The organism is Paenibacillus sp. URB8-2, from assembly GCF_013393385.1.
GTDB lineage: Bacteria > Bacillota > Bacilli > Paenibacillales > Paenibacillaceae > Paenibacillus_AQ.
Window position 1 is genome coordinate 581,808 of record NZ_AP023239.1, and the last position, 17,134, is coordinate 598,941.

The window sequence follows — 17,134 nt, forward strand, 5'->3', positions numbered from 1 at the left end:
CATCTGGCTATGAAAGGGGGAACAGGTCATGCATAAACTTTTTATAGCAGATGATGAACAGCTTGTTGTGGAAACGCTGTCATCCGTGATCGATTGGAACGCGTCCGGGGTACGGATTGCGGGGACGGCCAACAACGGCAAGCAGGCGCTGGAACGGATTCTGCAGTGCGATCCGGACGTTGTCCTGACCGATATCCGAATGCCCGGGATGAGCGGGCTTGAGCTAATTCGCGCCTTGAAGGAGAGAGGCTGCAAAGCGGAATGTATCATCGTGAGCGGGTATTCCGAGTTTGAATACGCCAAGGAAGCCATTGAGCTGGAGGCGGTGGATTATCTGATCAAGCCGGCCGAGCTTGAGGAAGTGGCCAAGACCGTCACGAAGGCGATCGAGCGTATGAAGCGTAAAGCGGACCCGGCAGGGAATCGCCCTGAGCTGCGGATCGCCAATGCGCTGGATCGGGCGGTGTTTACCGATCTCATCGTCCATGCCAAACGTCCGTCGTTTGATCAGAAGCCGTACGAACGCTATGACCAGTTTGCGGCCATCGTGATCGGAAGCCCGGAGGCGCTCTGGCTCGAACGGATGAAGAGCAGCGGCGTTACGGATGCTCTCCTCGGTTTTTTGGCAAGTCGCGGGATCGCTGTGGATCTGCTCTACGAGCAGCAGAAAGTCATCTTGTTATGCATGGCGGCTTTGGAGGAATCCGAGTCATTATCGGAGATTCTGATGGCTGCGGGAGCACTGTTTTCGGCTGACGGTTCCCCGGACTCGGACGATCTTGCCTTGTCGTTTGGAATCGGTCCAGTTGTAAGCGGAATCATGAAGGCTCATCTTTCTTTTCTGGCGGCGGATCAGGCTTGTCAGATGGGGCTGTTCTTCGGCGTTCCGGTAACGGATGGGAACGCTTGGCCGGAGATCACCCGCATTTCTGAGAGATTGCTCTCCGATTGGTTTGACCAAATACAATCCTTTGTCCGTTACGAACAGAAAGAGTTCGAAGAGATGCTCGAGCGTTGGACGGAATGGGGGACGGGGCGATTGATCGCTCCCGTTACCCTGAAGAAGGCCGGCATCCAATGGGTGAACCGCTTGCTCGATCTGATCGAGCAGGACTATGGAATTAAGATCGAGAGCGTGATCGGAGACAGGACACGGCTGATTGACGGGATACTGGAAGCGCCGGATTGGGCGTCTTTGCAGAAACAGTGCCAGGATTGCGCGCAGGCTGTGCAATTTTATTTGAACGTTACGAAAACCACACTGAAAGAAAAGGTGGTTCAAGAAATCAAAGCTTATCTGGAATCCCATTACCATGAAAATATCCAGCTCGACCAATTGGCGGAGCGGTTCGACCTTAACGCTTCCTATGTCAGCCACTTATATTCCAAATCGACCGGGCAGACGATTCTTGAATATGTCACGCTGCTGCGCATTCAACAGGCAAAACGGATGCTAAGGGAGAGCAGCTTCAAAATCTCCAAAATCTCGCAGAACATCGGGTATGATAACCAGCGGTATTTCTGCCAGGTGTTCAAAAAGCGTGTGGGCGTAAGCCCCGGCCAGTACAGAGAGGATCATATGATCACAATCGAAGAAAGCCGTTCGTCATGAGTTTATCTCAGCCCCCAAGGAAAGTTTCCGGAGCGGCAAAAAGGCCTGCGGCCTTCGTTCGCTAGTCAAGCGGACGCGGACTGCAGGCTGTTTCGATTCATCTCCTCTTTAGGAACTGACTGCATTCAGACGTTCTTTATCCGCCGAAGGCTTGGCGCTCCACGCCGTAACGGCCGCCGCCGCAAGCATAATGACGGACAGCGTCCCGCATAAAGCGGCGAATCCGAAGGGCATGAGCGTAGCGGCCAGGACTGGGCCCAGGCTCGCTCCGACGAAAACGAAAAATCCGTAAAGCGCCAGAGCCATGCCGCGTGCGGCCGAGCCCAATAGGGCGATCCGGGAAATGATCGACGGAACGGCCGCGGCGATTCCCGCTACAAAGACAACCGTCGCGGCGATGAACAACGACATATGAACGTTGGACAGTACCGCTTCCCCCGCTAATCCGGCCGCAGCGATGAGAAAGCCCGCTACGAGGACTCGAACAGGCCCGAAGCGGCGGATCCAAGAGCCGCAGAATAGTGCGCACACCATTCCGAGCATACTGATGAGTCTAAGCCAAAGAATACGCTCGGGAGACAGATGAAGCTGCTGCACCGCGAACTCGCTCAGCCCAAAGAACATAGCGACAAAGCTCATTAATATCGTTACCGCCGCCCCGTAAGCGACAAGCAGCGAGGGAATCCGGACCAGAGTGCGGAAGACTTCGAACACGCCGGGGCCGGCCGCGGGGCGTTCGGCATTCGGCCGGTCTTTCGGCAGCCGCAAGGAGATGACGATCAAAATGACGTAGATGAGGCTTAAACTGGAGAACACAGCTTTCATTCCCCAGTTGGCCGCCACTTCGGCGGAGAAGATCTGTCCGGCCACTCCGGCAAGCAAAAATCCGCAGCTCAGGTAAGAAATGACGTTCGGCCGCTGGGCCGGGGGAATCACATCGCTGACATAAGCAAGAGCGACCGGAGGAAATGAAGCGGCAAGAAAGCCTTGCGCCGCCCGCAGCCAGAGGAACGGGGTAAAGGTTGAGACCAGTTCCACGGATAAGGTGCATATGACAAGCAGAATGAGTCCCGCGAGCATCAAACACTTCTTAGGCACTCTATCGGACAACGTGCCGAAGAACAAATTCCCCAGGGCAAAAGCCATGCTGAAGATGCTGCTCGCCCAGACGGCCCGAATGGGGCTTACGGAAAATTCCGCGATCACGTAAGGCGTTAGCGGAATCATCACATACAGCAGCGACACGACAGCAATCCCCGACACGGTTAGCAGCAGCGCTGTATAAGCGAGATGAGATTTACTCATTTCAATAAATGAACCTCCTTTTCCATCGATGACGATTACGTAAACGTAATGGTTTGGGGATAAAAACACGGATTGGACTCCGCTTAGTTTGATATTTCATCAATCATCAGCTGGATCCGGGCCATGTTGCTCAGAATCTCCTGCCTGAATTGATCCAGAGCCTCCATCTTTTTGTCGGTCTGTTCCAGGTGCTTCGACAAGATTTCGAGAACCTTCCGCTTGCCTTTAATCATGGACGGCTCTTCAAAGTACAAATCGATGACGGATTGAATTTCATCCAGGCTGAGACCCAATTTTTTCAAAACGTTGACTTTGTACAGCCGCTGCAGCGTTTCATCCGAGTAATAGTGATATCCGTTACTTTCCTGCTCGACATTCCCCAGCAATCCTAGCTCTTGATAGTGGCGAATGGTCCGGGGCGTCACCCCGGCTCTGCGAGCCAGTTCTCCGATTAACATTTTTAATTCCATTTGCATCCTCCAACCATTACGTTAACGTCACAGTAAGTATAATGAACAGGGGGGCCGATGTCAAACGTTGCTGCCGTGACTCCCAAATCAGAAAGAACACCCTTACAAGCCAAGTGATAAAATAAGGTGGCAGCCTTACTGACCTTCACTTCCTCGATGCTGATTCTGCTTGTAAATTAAGTGGAAGGCGAAGCTTGCCCTTTGGCCCTCGGCCCGGATTATCCCGATGACTGCCGGAGCCGTCGATGCTTGATCGAGTTGCGAATTACCGGCAGGGGAAAGAAGGGCAGTGAAGGGTTTGTAACTTAACAGGCTCAAGCCGCAGTGAATGCGCCTCGGCTTGAGCCTGTTTTCTTTTATCTGCGATTTAGCTAAATATATGGAGTTAAAAGTGACTAGCTTGTCCTAAAACACCCGCCGCGCCGTCACGAACCGTTTCTTCCAGTAGTCGCTAAAGGCTTCGGTTCGGACGCCGTATTTCTCCGAATAGGTATGCAGCAGCTGGTTATCCCCCGAATAGATAGCGACATGCCCGATATTCAAATCGCGGGCGCCGAAGAACAGCAGGTCGCCTTTGCGCAGTTCGTCCAGCCCGACCTCCGTGCCGACCTTGGCCTGATCGTAGGACACGCGGGGAAGGTCTATCGCGAGCATATCCTGAAAGACGCGCTTCACAAAAGAAGAGCAGTCGAAGCTGCTTGTCTGATCGGGCGAAGCTCCGAATACATACGGAGCGCCAAGAAAGGTCTCGCCGTAGGTGACCAGCTCGTCCGTCTGCTTGTCTGTCAGGGACGGGCTGGTATAATCGGTGTACTTCGGTTTCGCCGATATGTATCCCGTTTGGTTATCCTGGGTTCGCACCTCCAGCCAAAAGGCGTCCACTTCGCGGACGACGTGAATCTTCGCGCCCGTTGGCAGCAGTTCCAGAATGTTTGAGCCGCCGCGGGCATCCGTTGAACTGCCGCCAACAACCGGCGAACGGCCAACCTTTGTCAGCGAAGGGGCTGCCGCATCCGGCGAGCTACTGCCTGAATCCGGCGAGCTGCGCAGATTGACGCCCCACCGGATGGACGTCTCGAAGGTCATCGTAGAGATTTGGACGGAGTGGGCCGCCTGGTCCCAGGTAACGGTGCTGCCCAGGGCTTCGCTGACGAAGCGCAGCGGAACCATGGTATATCCCCCGGATATTTGTCCGGGAGCATTAAGCTGCACCGTCCGATCGTTCACCATGGCTGTAAGATCGCCTATGCGGTAGGTCAGGGTAGTGCTGTCCTTCGTTGCCGTGACCGTCTTGTCCGTATTGTTCCAGGAAAGCTTGGCCCCCTGCCCCTCAAACAGGCGGCGCATCGGAACGAGCAGCGTACCGTTCACATTCACCGGCTCCGCCCCGGGCTGAAGCTGCGAGCCGTCCAGATAGATGGATATCGGCGCGGGAACCGTTTGGGACGGCTGAGTAGTCTGAGCATCCGGAGCCATCTGAACGGTCCCGGCGGCCTGAACGGTTCCGGCCGTTCGGGAATTCGTTTCAGCCGGTTGGGCGGGCGGCTTGGCCGCTTCCTCCGCCCGTGCTGAGGCTGAGAATAGCAGGGACAGGGCCAGTGCGGAAAGGAGCGCGTTTTTTCGTATCGTCATGAGTTCATCACCTTGTAGATTGATTTGTTATGTATAGTTAGACTAAGAAAACACGAAATGGTTTTGTTTGACGATTGAGTTATCGCATTGACGATCACCCCAAAATGAATTAGAATCGACCTATCTATTACAGGCGATGGAGTTCGCCGTAACCGCCGCGAGGCTGATGACTCCTACCAGAGGATCTTTACTTCCCTGGTAGGAGTCTGTTTTTTTATGAATATTTATATAACGAAGGGAAAGAAGAAGATGAATGCAGTAAGACAGAAGTGGGCCCAGTGGGCTGAACAACGCGTGTTTGCGGCGCTTGTAGGCACGCTGCTCAAATGGATCGTTCTCGGGAGCGGTGTAGGCATACTATCCGGCACGGCCTCCGCCTTTTTTCTGAAAAGCCTGGACTATGTGACCGATGTGAGAATAGCCAACCCGTGGCTGCTGTTCCTTCTTCCGCTCGGGGGCGCGCTGGTCAGCTTCCTTTATATGAAGGTTGGCAAGAACAGCGGGAAGGGAAACAACCTGATTCTTGAACAAATCAGCAGCGGCAATGAGACGATTCCGCTTAGAATGGCGCCGCTCGTCTTGTTCGGAACGCTTGTCACTCATTTGTTCGGAGGGTCCGCAGGCCGGGAAGGGACAGCCGTTCAAATGGGCGGAAGCCTGGCCGAATGGTTCGGGAAAATCATCCGCGTCCGGCCCACCGACCGCAAAATCCTGCTGATCTGCGGCATAAGCGGCGGGTTTGGCTCGATTTTCGGCACGCCTTTGGCCGGTACGGTATTCGGCTTGGAGGTTCTGGCCATCGGGCTGATTCGGCATGAGGCGCTGATTCCGGCTTTTGTGGCCGCTTTTACGGGCAATCTGGTCACCACCTCGTTCTGGGGCGTTTCCCACATTCATTATCATATCGGCGCGGTGCCCGAGTTAACGTGGATCGTCGTTCTTAAGGTCGTATTCGCTGCGATTCTGTTCGGGTTGACCAGTATATTGTTCAGTGAAATGACCCATGCGCTGAAAAAAGGGTACGCCAAGCTGTTCAAGAACCCTGTGCTCAAAAGCGCCGTGGGGGGCGTTGTTATTATCGGTCTGGTCTATTTGCTCGGAACGCGCGATTATTTGGGGCTGGGCATCCCGCTGATTCAGAGCTCTTTTACGGAGATCGTGTCTCCGTTTGCTTTCTTGGGCAAGCTTGTCTTTACTTCCCTTACCTTGGGAGCCGGATTCCAGGGAGGCGAGGTCACCCCGCTGTTCGCGATCGGGGCCACTCTGGGGAACGCGCTGTCCGGTTTTCTGCATCTGTACACTCCTTTTTTGGCGGGCCTGGGGTTTATCTCCGTCTTTTGCGGGGCGACCAACACGCCGATTGCCTGCTTTTTGATGGGGATTGAATTATTTGGAGCGGACGCTGCCGTTTACATGTTCATGGCTTGTCTGGTCAGCTATCTGTTCTCGGGGCATACGGGCATTTATACCTCCCAGCAAATCGGAGTATCCAAAAGCTATCTCCTGCCGATTCCTCAGGGCACAACCCTGTCGGCGGTGAAAAGTATAGTAAAGAAGAAAGACGAGCCCGTTTCCGCGGCCGAGAAGCGATAGAGGCGAAACATCTGCCGTGTGAAAACAATGCGCGGATGATATAATAAAGAAAGTCTTAGACGAAAGGGAATTACGATATGGAAATTGCGGAATGTAACGGACTTGTGGCCGGTTGGCTGGCGCTGACCCATATTCAGAGCAATATGGCGGGCAAGCTCGAACAAGCGCTGCAAGAAAGGCACCGGATGTCCCTGAAGGAATTCTATATGCTGCTGTTCCTGTCCGATGCCCCCGGGAAGAAGCTGCGACTGCAGCAGCTCGAATCCATGGTGGGTCTGAGCCAGAGCGCCATGTCGCGTCTGGTCAGCCGGTTCGAGGCCAAGGGCTGCGGAGCGATGAAAAGACATATTTGCGAGGAAGACCGCAGAAGCGTCTATACCTCCTTAACTCCGATCGGCCAGGAAAAGGTGGATAAGGCGTATGCTACTTTTCAGTCCGTCCTTTTGGACGCCCTGCCGGAGCGGGAGCTTAAAATTCTGCTGCAGCAGCTTATTGAAGCGAAGGGCCAGTCAGCGGATTCATGAAATGCGGCGCGGACAGACCGCTGTCAAGGTAAAGATAAGCCCTTGATTCATCAATCTCCTGATGGATTAAGGGTTTTAATAATTAAGGGGATGAAATGATCCTCTGAATGATCTTCTGGGAGGGAGACATGAAAGAGCAGGTTAGCGAATCGAAATATACGCAGCAGCATCTGGCGAACGAACGGACATATCTGGCCTGGATTCGCACGGCGGTCGCGCTGGCGGGTCTCGGCTTTCTGGCCGCCGGCATCGTGTTCCGGGATTCCCGTTACAGCGGAATCGGCCACATTGTCGCGGCGGTCGCGGGCATTTCGGCGGTGCTGCTCGGCGGAGGCGTGGTAGCGGCAGCTACAGGCGATTATATGCGAAAAAGAGAAGGAATCAACAACGAACAGTTCCGTTCGTCTTCTTCGCTCATCCGGCTGGTGTTTGTCTCGCTGACAATCATCGAAGTGCTGCTGATTGTGCTGGTCGTGTTGATGCTGTTGTCCTCTTAGAATCGTTGCGGCATAATAAAAGATTATGACCTTTTGCGTCAGAGGTCCATTTGAGGAGGAACACGGTGAAGAACAGAACCGGCATCATGGTTGCCGTCTCGATTATCCTGATTATCATCAGCAGTCAGATTAACGCCTACGAATCCAGAATGCTGGGTGCGCTGCAGCAGCTTTTGCTCGGACTCGGCCTGGTCGGCTGCCTGCTCGCCATGTGGAAATTTATGAAGAGCGGCAAGACCAAGAAATGATCGATGGATAAAAAGCCGCGGATTACAGCGGAGGCATTCTTAAGGGAGGCATTTTTGCGTCCGGGGGAAGAGAACTCTGAGGGGTTCGTCTAAGCATAAGCATCGCAAGCATTGTAAGCTTCAGCATTGTAAACTTCGTAATCATTGTAAGCAACGTAAGCAACGTGAGCAATGTGAGCAACGTAAGCAACGTAAGCAACGTAAGCATTCGCCTCGTAGTCAGCCCAAACGGGCTGGATCGCTCTTGTGACTTCTATAAACCTTCCTTCGGGAAGGTTTTGTACATTACCTTTGGATGAACGGGAAAACCTCCGGTTTATTCCTCTCAAAAATCGATTTCTTGCCTACAAAAGGGAAAAACTCCTGCTTATTGGACAATTCTGCTTCATTTCAGGCAAAACCGGCAGATTAAACAGGAGAAATTCCCGTTTAGTGCTGCCAGAGGGTTGTTTTCATGTGAATAAACAGGAGAAATTCCATTTCGTCTCCTCCCTGAATGCAGCAAGACGCTTCTTGAAATGAAGCGGCTTCCCCTGTATTTCCGCGGCTTTTTGGGTTCAGCACTCCCGCCGCTAGGGTCGGTTACGCCTGTTGGTCCGCGCCGTATATAGTCCGGACGCTTGGCGCCGGTTCGTCCGGCTGGAGCGTTTTCAGCTCTGTTTTCCGCGACCGGTGATGAAGGAAGTAATAGAGAATCAGCGCCAAAACCGAAATCGTTCCGGCCCAGAGATACATCGTCCGGTAATCCGTATGGGCTGCGATGATGCCCAAAATATAAGAACCGAGGCCGAAGCCGAGATCGAACAGCACGAAATAGGTCCCGGTGGCAAGCGCCCGCCGGTGAATGGGAGCCGCCTGGATAGCCAGGGTCTGAAAGCTTGGAAGAATGGCGCCGTAGCCCAGTCCGATCAGCCCCGCCGTGGCCAGAAATTCCGGAACGGAGGATACCCGGCTGAGCCAGATCATGCCCGCAATGAACAAGAGGATGCCTGGATAGACGAGGACATGGGCTCCTCTGCGGTCGAACAGACGGCCGGTAAAGGGCCGGGAAATAAGCACCAGGGCCGCGAATACGATGAAAAAGTAACTTGCGACGGCGCCGAGGCCGATCGACTTGGCATAGACGGAGATAAACGTCGACAGTGATCCGTACGAAAAAGCCAGAACAAATCCGGACAAGGACACCGGCACGGATTTGGGCTCGATATACCGCCTGATGTTCCAATTGCCGAGCGTATGCGGCCGGGGCGTATGGGAAGGAACGGGAGTCAAAATGCCGCAGAGACAGGCGAGCAGCGCAAATACGCTGATGGTAACGAACAGCAGGCGGAAGCCGGCGTGCGCAGTGATCGTGAGACCGATAAACGGGCCCATAACCATCGCGAGGCTCATGAACAGGCTGAAATAGCCGATGCCTTCGCCCTTGCGGCGTTCCGGAATGACATCAAGCACGATGGCCGAGGTGGCGGTCGCCCCGATCCCGAAGGAGATGCCGTGGATAAAACGAAGCAGCAGCAGAGCGGCATAGCTGTGAATGAACAGGTACAGCAAGGAGCAGCCCGTAAACAGCAGGAGCGAGCCGACCACTAGCGCCTTGCGGTTGACCTCGTCGAGCCATCGACCAGCCAGCGGCCGGAATATAACGGAGGCGATGACGAACACGGTGGTCACCAGTCCAATATTTTGCTTGCTTCCGTGCAAATTTTCCAGAACGAAAGCGGGCAGCGTCACCGTCAAAATATAAAAGGTCATAAAAATAAAAAAGCTGCTGAGGCATATGGTCAAAAAATGACGGTTCCACAGGCGGTCCTTTTCCAAAGGCAATCTCTTCTTTCCATAATAGTTGTTATAACAAGTATATGAGGGGAGGGCGATTTTGTCAAATTGACAATATCCGTCGTTTGGATGGAAACCCGTTATGTAACGACCCGAAGAGCCTTCAGGCGAAAAAGGAGTTGACCTTAACACTGGTGTCAGGGTCTATAATGAATGTAAACATTCTCAAATCCGGAGAGAAATGCTATGAAAATAGGCGAGCTTGCCAAATTGACGGGCGTCAGCGTCCGGTCGCTTCGATACTACGAGTCACAAGGTTTGATTTCGCCGGTCCGTCTGGCCAACGGTTACCGCGAATACTCTCCGCTTGCCGCGGAGACGGTGGAAACGATCAAGCTGTATTTGAATTTGGGACTGACGACAGAGCAGATCGCGGGCTTTTTGCACTGCGTGCTGAAGAACAAAGAGGCGTTCTGCGCGGAGGTGATGCCGCTGTATGAATCCAAGCTGGAGGAGATTGAGCGCCAGCTGCACCAGTTGACGCAGATCAAGCTTAATTTGGAGGAAAGAATGGCTTCCATCCGCCGGGAGCGGGAATTGACCGGTGCGGACTTCCAAGCTAAATCAGGAGAGGAATGATTCAAAATGGCGATTAAACATGCGGAAACACCCGAGGTTCTGCGGGAAGCGGTGGAGGGCGGCGGCATTGTGCTTGCAGACTACGGCGCAGCCTGGTGCCCGCCCTGCAGAAATCTGCTGCCCATACTGGAGGACCTGGACCGGGATTACGGAGACGCGGTGACCGTTGTAAAGATAGACTGCGACGAGCTGCCCGAGCTTGCCGAGGAAGCCGGCGTCATGAGCATGCCGACCGTAATTGTGTACAAGGGCGGTGAGCCGGTGGAGAAGCTGGTCGGACTAAGTCCGAAATCCGTCTATACCGGTGTGCTCAGCCGGCATCTTGCGTAAGCACTAATCCGTCGATAACACCTGATAGAGCGGCGCAGATCAAAGGGCCTGCTCAGGCAAGGGGGTCACCCCTGTGAAATAGCGTCAATGCAAACAAGCGACCTTTCACCGGTATTGGAACGGTGAAGGTCGCTTTGGCTTGACCTGGCTTGGATAAGTGACTGTAACGCCCCTCCTCGGAATTGAACCCTGTATCGATGCCAACAGAATCCCCCACTTCATGCGTAAGCTAAGTGGGGGAGAGTTCACGCGGCGGCTTAAGTTTTCTATCCTTTCATTGACCAAGAGTGGCCTTTACGGTACCCAGATCCTGTGAGGGCTTGAACGAACGATTATGCTTGCTCAAGGCCGGAACTTGCGTAAACGAAGAACGATGAAGGATGAGCGATGAACGGGAAAACCTCCCTTGCATTTTCCTGAAAACCGGCATTTCAGCCAATAAGTAGGAAAACCTCCCGCTTATTGGCGGGTTTTTTAGCATTTCCGGCTGATGAGCCGGATTAAAAGGGAGTTTTTCCACCCTGTACTTGTTCCAGGCCTCATTATTAAAAAATAAGAGGGAATAATTCCGCTTCGTCTGTCCGGCTGGAGCCGCAAGAGCCGGAGCTTTTTCTGCTTAAGATTATGAGGGGGGCATGGCCAATACCGGCGCTCATTCCTGCTCATTCCTGTACGGCGGCGGTTTGACTTTGGGCTTCCGGCACGTCGACGACGGTGTTCCGGCGAAGCGCGTCCGTCAGTTCGGCTTGAAGCTTATCTAAGAAGGAATTCCACGTATTGCGGCTGGCGCCCAGTTCCTTGCGGCCGATGTTCTCCAGCTTCTCCAGCCACATGCGTTTGTCGGTGATTTCACCGAGTTCCGACTGGATGTCTTTATATATCGTTTCATTCGCGTGAAACTTCCGGTCCAGCGAGAAGGACGCCGCGCTTGCGGTGTAACGGATACGCTTGGCCAGCAGCCTCAGCTTGTGCAGTTCGTCCAGCGCCTCCCGGGATGCCGGGTTCTCCTGTTTGAACAGTTCCTTGCACTGTTTCTTCTGCTGCTCGAAAGCGACTTCAAGCTCGCGCATCGCGACATTGACATCCTGATCGGAAACGAGGGCGGGCAGACGTTCTTTTACAAATTCATTCCATTTGCCGCCGGGCTCGCCTTCCAGCAGCCCGGGCAGCTCGTCGGCCAATTTCCCGCGCTGCCGTTTGCGCCTCTCTTTTTGATGCAGAATGACCGCTTCCAGCAGCTTGGCGGTCTTCTTATCGCCTTCGAGCCTCGCTTCCTTCCGCCGCTTCTTGAAGGACTGGATGAGCACGTCGGCATCCCTTACCTTGCCCAGACGCTTCTGGGAGCGCTTGAACACCGCGCGGAGACTTGAGGCATCCTCGGGATCGAGAATGGACAGCAGCGTGATCAGCTTGCGGCTGCTCACCCGCGCCTGATGAACAGCCTCGTCGTCAAAATCCTTCAGCGCCTCTTTTCCGTAATTCAGATAGCTTCTGTACAACTCCGACATGGCTTGCTCCCATTGCTGTGACCGGCTTGCCTCGGAATTTTGGACTCTCGTGCCTGTTGACATTAGTTATCACTCCCAACTCATAGTCACCTGCGGGACCGTGTTTTAGAAGATGTAGCATAGCGGTAATAAATGGTGTGTAACCTTTTGTGTATTCAGAGCGTCTTAATTTTAGAATAGCGTGATTATAGTCACATTACAAATATATCCGGTGAAAGGGTGAGACAGATGTTTAAAAAAATAGCGGCGGTCTGGATCGGCCTCGGTCTAACCGCTACGATTACGGGATTGGGTTCTGGCGGCACGCACTCCGCACAGGCTGCTGTCCCGGCCAGAACGGTGTCCGTGACAATCAATGGGGCAACTCTGAAGCTTCAGTCTCAGGCTTATGTCAAGCAAGGAAGAGTGATGGTCCCCCTTCGAGAAATGGCGGCAGGGATGGGAGCGCAGCTGTCCTGGGATGCGGCGACCCGCACGGCGACGATCCGGAAAGCTCCGTACCTGGCCAAAATCACGGCCGGCAGCAGCCGGGCGGTGAGGGACGGAGGAACCGTCCTTCTGGATGCTCCGGCCGAAATCCGCAGCGGCCGGGTGTATATTCCGCTGCGCTTCTCGGCAGAGAGCTTGGGCGGGACGGTAACCTGGAACGTGCGGACGGGCACGGCCAAAATTGTCCTGCCGCTTGACCCGGTGAGCGCGAAGGCGGCCATTTCGGACCGCGCCGAAGAGGCGGTGCTGGCGCTGAAGAAGAAAGACTGGACCACTCTTTCTTCCATGATCCATTCCAAGGGTGTTCGCTTCTCGCCGTACGGGCATGTAGACACCGCGAAGGACATTGTATTGAGCTGGAGCGAAATCGCGGCGGTCGGCGCGGATCAAACCGTCCGGACCTGGGGCGCCTATGACGGTACAGGTGATCCGATAAAGCTGACCTTTGCGCAGTATTACAATAAATTCATATACAGCGCCGACTTTGCGGACGCGCCGGAAATGGGCTACAATCAGACCATCGGCACCGGCAATTCGCTGAATAATGCGCGGAATGCGTACCCGGATGCTATCTTGGTCGAATACCATTACGACGGGTTCGATCCGCAGTATGCCGGCATGGATTGGCAGAGCCTGCGGCTTGCATTCGTCAAGGAAGGCGGGCAGTGGATGCTGGTAGGCATCATACATGATCAATGGACCATTTAAGCGAAATCAGCCCATCAAGTGGATTGAACGAGCATCATCCCAATCCGGCAGGAGCGCTTCCCGGACGCATGGCGATCTTTGAACATCTGTCCGGCAGCTCTGCGGAAAAAGAGGGGGACGGCGATATGCTGATCCCCTTTGCCTTTGAAGAAACGCTGTGCCGGGATGTCGGCGCGGGGCTTGCGCCTCCTTCGGTGCATCTGTGGAGCCATCCCGGCGGAGTGGCGCTCGGACTCAGGGACAGCCGGCTGCCCTGCGCAAGCCGGGCGATGATGAGCCTGGAAGCAAAGGGCGTCCGCACAGCGGTCAGACATTCCGGCGGCGCGGCGGTGCCTCTGGATGACGGAGTCGTCAACGTATCCCTGATTTTGCCCAAAAGCCGGGGAACACTCGACTTTCACCGCGATTTCCGCCTTCTGGCCTCCCTGATTGCTGAGGCGGCAGGCTTCTCCCACCCTTCCGCCGCCGCGCGAATCACGGCGGGAGAAGTCAAAGGCTCTTACTGCCCCGGCGATTACGACCTGTCCATCGGGGGCCGGAAATTTTGCGGCATCGCCCAGCGGCGGCAGAGCCATGCCTACTTTGTGCATGCTTTCGTCGTTGTGAGCGGCTCGGGACGGGAGCGCGGCGAATTGGTGCGCCGCTTCTACGAGGAAGCCGTCTGCGGCGCTTCGGGCCTGGACTATCCCGCGGTGCGGTCCGAGACCATCGGCGGACTGGGTGAGCTGGGCGGCCCGGATTCGGCGGCCGTGTTCGCGGAAGGAGTCCGGCAGGCGGTTGCCGCCCGGGGCACGGAGCTGGCCACGGCTGCCGATCTGGCGGCGGAGACCGGCTACAGTCTCGGATACGGCGATCCAAGGGTGCTGGAAGCAGCAAAGATGCTGCGCGAGCGGTACGCCCAGTGAGAGGTGTTTGAGCGGCGTTATAGATATGCGGCTGTCCTATATGCAAATGCTAAGAAGCCAGCAGGTCTTTCGGTTATCGAATGACTTGCCGGCTTCTGTTGTTCTATTCGACATTTCCTCCATCGGATCTGGTCAGGAATCGGACAATCGCTCCAATATCAATTGACGGGGTCAGGGTGATTGCAGTTGGTTGCAGTTTTGGTTCAGCGCCCTGCAAAACAGCCCAAGTACAGCCTTTTTTACCCAAAGTGTTTATTCATAAGGAATTCCTGCTATCATGCAGGAATTTGAGGCTGTGCTGACTGAATTTGATGCTGAGCGAGGAAATACATGTATTTTCGTAGGCATGTAATACAATAGCTGTTCGCAGGCGATCAAAAGATGCACAATTTCAGGTTTTTACATTATTTGCTTATCATGCCCTGAATTACATGTACACGGAGCTTAAGGCAGGATCACGGTGAAACTGTCAAATTTGATTTTTCCCGATGCTTTCGGAGTAAACTCGATCGGTGTCTCTGTGCCGTCCCGGTCAATCGCAACCCCGCCGCCCATGCTTGGAAAAGACAGATGAGGAGTGAATGTTAAGATTTTTGTACCGGCTGGAAGCGGATCGAACAGTTGGGTGCCGGTAGAGTATTGTTTTCCGCCGCTGATCCAGCTCTTGGCTCCACCAGAGTGATTGCCCAGTGCATGCCCTGTTTCATCGACAGCAATGAATGATATATAGTTGACTAAATCATCGGTTTCCGAGGATACCGCATTGTATGTGAGCCGTATTCCCGCTGGGCCTGTTGTTATTTCGGGTACCGCCAGGTCGATGCCGCCAGCCTGCTGCTTATGATCAATGGTTACCAGTTTGGTATCGGCTTGCGCAATTACGGGTATGGAGAACTCCCACTGCTTGCTGTCTTCGGCTTGGAAGGTTAGACCCAGCTTGAACTGATCCGGAAGATCCGTAGGGGGATCGATTTCCAAAATGCCGGTACGATAGGTCGGGGTGATTATCGTTTGTTTTTCGCTGCCGGAGAAACCCTTCACTTTTCCGTTGACAGTGAGACCTGGCCTTAAATTGGAATAAGCTTCTCCCATCGGCTTCTCCGTTTCCAGCGAGTACCCGATACTTAAACGTGTCCCGTCATAGAACACCTCGTTAATGGTAAGCGAGACGCCGCCGGATATCTTGGTTACACCAACCGCGGCAGTTAATCCATTGTCGCTGACGCGCTTCAAACCGCTGTCCCCGTACTGGCTGAATACCGACCCAAGAACCGGAATTTGCGAAACAAGGTTTGCCATTGCCGGAGACAAGGCCGCTGAACCAAGCAAAAGGCCAAAAGCTACCGCTACCGCCCCCGTTCTGTACAAGATCTTTTTTCGTCTGGATGGCTTTCCATTCGCGGCGGCTTCCTGAACCGTCTTTGTAATGATTGCGTCCAGCTTGTCATAGGGTACCGGAATGTTGTCGATTTCTTTTTTATAGGAATGAATCTCTTGGATCATCGCAGCTGGCTCCTTTCAGCTTTTTTCGTAGAATCGCTAGGCCCCGGTGAATATTCGTCTTTACTGTTCCTTCCGGGTAGTCCACAATTTCAGAAATCTGTTTAACCGAGTAATCTTTGTAGTAGCGAAGCAGCAGCACCGTCTTGTATTTCTCTTCAAGCGTCTCCACAGCCTCAAGAAGATCGAGCTGATCCTCCAGCTGAAGTTGATACGAATCCTCGATATATTCAAGCGATTCCGGACTCATGGCGGTAACCTTGCGGTTCTTTTTTAAGAAGGAAATGGCTGTATTAATCAGAATCCGCGTGAGCCAGGTGGAAAAATACCGGCTGTCCTGCAGCGAGGATATCGACTTGAACGCCTTATACACGGTCTCCTGAAAAACCTCCAGCGCATCCGACTCATTTCTCATGTACACATAGGCCATTCTGTAGAGCTTCTCTTTCTCTGCATGAATGAGCGCTTGAAAAGCGTCCGGATCGCCGCGCATGGCGCGAGGGACCAAATCTGCCGTAGTACTCATGAACCCGCCTCCTTTTCTCCTTAATTAGAGATTTTCGGCCCAAGAAACGTTTCAACTTCTTTCTTTTTTACATCATCGCCCGCAGGCGAATGAACGGCTTGTAACATAAATCATATAAAAATTAATCTTTTACAATTTATATAAGAGAAAGAGCTTCCGAGATTAAACGCACAGGAATTTGGATTTTTTTTATAAAAAGGAGAGAACTACTGATGAACAAAACTCTTAACAACGATTTTACCGAAATTATTACAAAACGCCGATCGATCAGGAAATACGACCCTGACGTAAAAATCAGTAAAGAGGAAATGACGCAAATTCTTACGGAGGCGACGCTGGCGCCTTCTTCGGTCAACATGCAGCCCTGGCGTTTTCTCGTGATCGAAAGTCCGGAGGGTAAGGCGGCCTTGGCCCCGCTCGCCATGTTCAACAAGGTGCAGGTGGAGACTTCCGCGGCGGTGATTGCCATTTTCGCGGATTTGAACAGTTTCGACTACGCCGAAGAGATTTACGGCACCGCCGTAGAGCGCGGCTGGATGCCGGCTGAAGTGAAGGAAAGACAGATCGCCGGGCTGACCAAGTATTTCGCTACCCTGCCGCCGCAAGTCAACAAAGAGACCGTGCTGATTGACGCCGGTCTGGCCACGATGCAGCTTATGCTGGTCGCCCGCGCCCACGGCTACGATACGAATGCGATCGGCGGCTATGAAAAGGACAAGGTCTCCGAAGTCTTCGGTATGGATAAAGAACGGTATGCGCCCGTAATGCTTCTCTCCATCGGCAAAGCGGCGGAGGAAGGCTTCAATTCGGTTCGACTGCCGATCGACAAAATCGCCGAATGGAAATAATTAGATTTGAAGCGTAAAATATAG

17 protein-coding genes and 1 riboswitch are annotated in these 17,134 nt (G+C 53.7%); of the genes, 10 read left to right on the forward strand and 7 right to left on the reverse strand.

The features are described 5' to 3' along the window. Positions 1-28 precede the first annotated feature (28 nt). Positions 29-1,612: a response regulator transcription factor gene (locus PUR_RS02770; RefSeq protein ID WP_179033925.1), complete on the forward strand. Its 1,584-nt coding sequence runs from the start codon at positions 29-31 to the stop codon at positions 1,610-1,612. 108 nt (positions 1,613-1,720) lie between these two features. On the opposite strand, the gene PUR_RS02775 is transcribed toward PUR_RS02770, so the two are convergent. From PUR_RS02775 to PUR_RS02785, 3 genes are all read right to left on the reverse strand, one after another. After that, the gene (locus PUR_RS02775; protein WP_179033926.1) at positions 1,721-2,917 is read right to left on the reverse strand and encodes an MFS transporter; all 1,197 of its coding nucleotides are present in this window, start codon (positions 2,915-2,917) and stop codon (positions 1,721-1,723) included. 83 nt (positions 2,918-3,000) lie between these two features. Continuing rightward, positions 3,001-3,387, reverse strand: coding sequence for a MerR family transcriptional regulator (locus PUR_RS02780; RefSeq protein WP_197970119.1), 387 nt, complete (start codon positions 3,385-3,387; stop codon positions 3,001-3,003). Positions 3,388-3,792: 405 nt separating this feature from the next. Continuing rightward, entirely contained in the window at positions 3,793-5,019 is a 1,227-nt protein-coding gene (locus PUR_RS02785) for a stalk domain-containing protein (protein WP_232101692.1), read from the reverse strand. Positions 5,020-5,142: 123 nt separating this feature from the next. Continuing rightward, positions 5,143-5,202: riboswitch (Fluoride riboswitch) on the forward strand. A 66-nt stretch (positions 5,203-5,268) separates the two neighbouring features. Here PUR_RS02785 and PUR_RS02790 point away from each other — a divergent pair. The 4 genes from PUR_RS02790 (at position 5,269) to PUR_RS02805 (ending at position 7,881) form a co-directional block, all read left to right on the forward strand. Next, positions 5,269-6,612, forward strand: a complete 1,344-nt coding sequence (locus PUR_RS02790) for a voltage-gated chloride channel family protein (protein WP_179037718.1) — start codon at positions 5,269-5,271, stop codon at positions 6,610-6,612. 77 nt (positions 6,613-6,689) lie between these two features. After that, complete coding sequence (locus PUR_RS02795) at positions 6,690-7,136, forward strand: MarR family winged helix-turn-helix transcriptional regulator (protein WP_179033927.1); 447 nt, start codon at positions 6,690-6,692, stop codon at positions 7,134-7,136. Positions 7,137-7,264: 128 nt separating this feature from the next. Beyond that, complete coding sequence (locus PUR_RS02800) at positions 7,265-7,633, forward strand: YidH family protein (RefSeq protein WP_179033928.1); 369 nt, start codon at positions 7,265-7,267, stop codon at positions 7,631-7,633. A gap of 65 nt (positions 7,634-7,698) precedes the next feature. After that, entirely contained in the window at positions 7,699-7,881 is a 183-nt protein-coding gene (locus tag PUR_RS02805; protein WP_179033929.1) for a hypothetical protein, read from the forward strand. Positions 7,882-8,463: 582 nt separating this feature from the next. Here the strand turns inward: PUR_RS02805 and PUR_RS02810 are convergent. Next, entirely contained in the window at positions 8,464-9,699 is a 1,236-nt protein-coding gene (locus PUR_RS02810) for an MFS transporter (protein WP_179033930.1), read from the reverse strand. A 204-nt stretch (positions 9,700-9,903) separates the two neighbouring features. On the opposite strand from PUR_RS02810, the gene PUR_RS02815 reads away from it, so the two are divergent. Together PUR_RS02815 and PUR_RS02820 are read left to right on the forward strand one after the other, a co-directional pair. Then, positions 9,904-10,296 (forward strand): MerR family transcriptional regulator, encoded by a 393-nt coding sequence (locus PUR_RS02815; RefSeq protein WP_179033931.1) that lies wholly within the window; start codon positions 9,904-9,906, stop codon positions 10,294-10,296. Between the two features lie 6 nt (positions 10,297-10,302). Next, positions 10,303-10,626, forward strand: a complete 324-nt coding sequence (locus PUR_RS02820) for a thioredoxin family protein (protein ID WP_179033932.1) — start codon at positions 10,303-10,305, stop codon at positions 10,624-10,626. Between the two features lie 662 nt (positions 10,627-11,288). Here the strand turns inward: PUR_RS02820 and PUR_RS02825 are convergent. Next, a complete protein-coding gene (locus PUR_RS02825; protein WP_179033933.1) occupies positions 11,289-12,197 on the reverse strand; it encodes a CHAD domain-containing protein in 909 nt (302 codons plus the stop codon). Positions 12,198-12,362: 165 nt separating this feature from the next. Between PUR_RS02825 and PUR_RS02830 the strand changes: the two genes are divergently transcribed. Both PUR_RS02830 and PUR_RS02835 read left to right on the forward strand, forming a co-directional pair. Beyond that, a complete protein-coding gene (locus tag PUR_RS02830) occupies positions 12,363-13,331 on the forward strand; it encodes a copper amine oxidase N-terminal domain-containing protein (protein WP_179033934.1) in 969 nt (322 codons plus the stop codon). Further along, positions 13,319-14,236 carry a lipoate--protein ligase family protein gene (locus PUR_RS02835; protein ID WP_179033935.1) on the forward strand — a complete coding sequence of 306 codons (918 nt, stop codon included), beginning with the start codon at positions 13,319-13,321 and terminating at the stop codon, positions 14,234-14,236. The genes PUR_RS02830 and PUR_RS02835 overlap by 13 nt, the downstream gene beginning before the upstream one ends. Positions 14,237-14,680: 444 nt before the next feature. On the opposite strand, the gene PUR_RS02840 is transcribed toward PUR_RS02835, so the two are convergent. Beyond that, positions 14,681-15,739: a DUF4179 domain-containing protein gene (locus tag PUR_RS02840; protein ID WP_179033936.1), complete on the reverse strand. Its 1,059-nt coding sequence runs from the start codon at positions 15,737-15,739 to the stop codon at positions 14,681-14,683. Beyond that, complete coding sequence (locus PUR_RS02845) at positions 15,714-16,262, reverse strand: sigma-70 family RNA polymerase sigma factor (RefSeq protein ID WP_179033937.1); 549 nt, start codon at positions 16,260-16,262, stop codon at positions 15,714-15,716. Before PUR_RS02845 ends, PUR_RS02840 begins: the two co-directional genes overlap by 26 nt. Before the next feature lie 212 nt (positions 16,263-16,474). Here PUR_RS02845 and PUR_RS02850 point away from each other — a divergent pair, with 212 nt between their 5' ends. Beyond that, positions 16,475-17,110: a nitroreductase family protein gene (locus PUR_RS02850; protein ID WP_179033938.1), complete on the forward strand. Its 636-nt coding sequence runs from the start codon at positions 16,475-16,477 to the stop codon at positions 17,108-17,110. Positions 17,111-17,134: the final 24 nt, after the last annotated feature.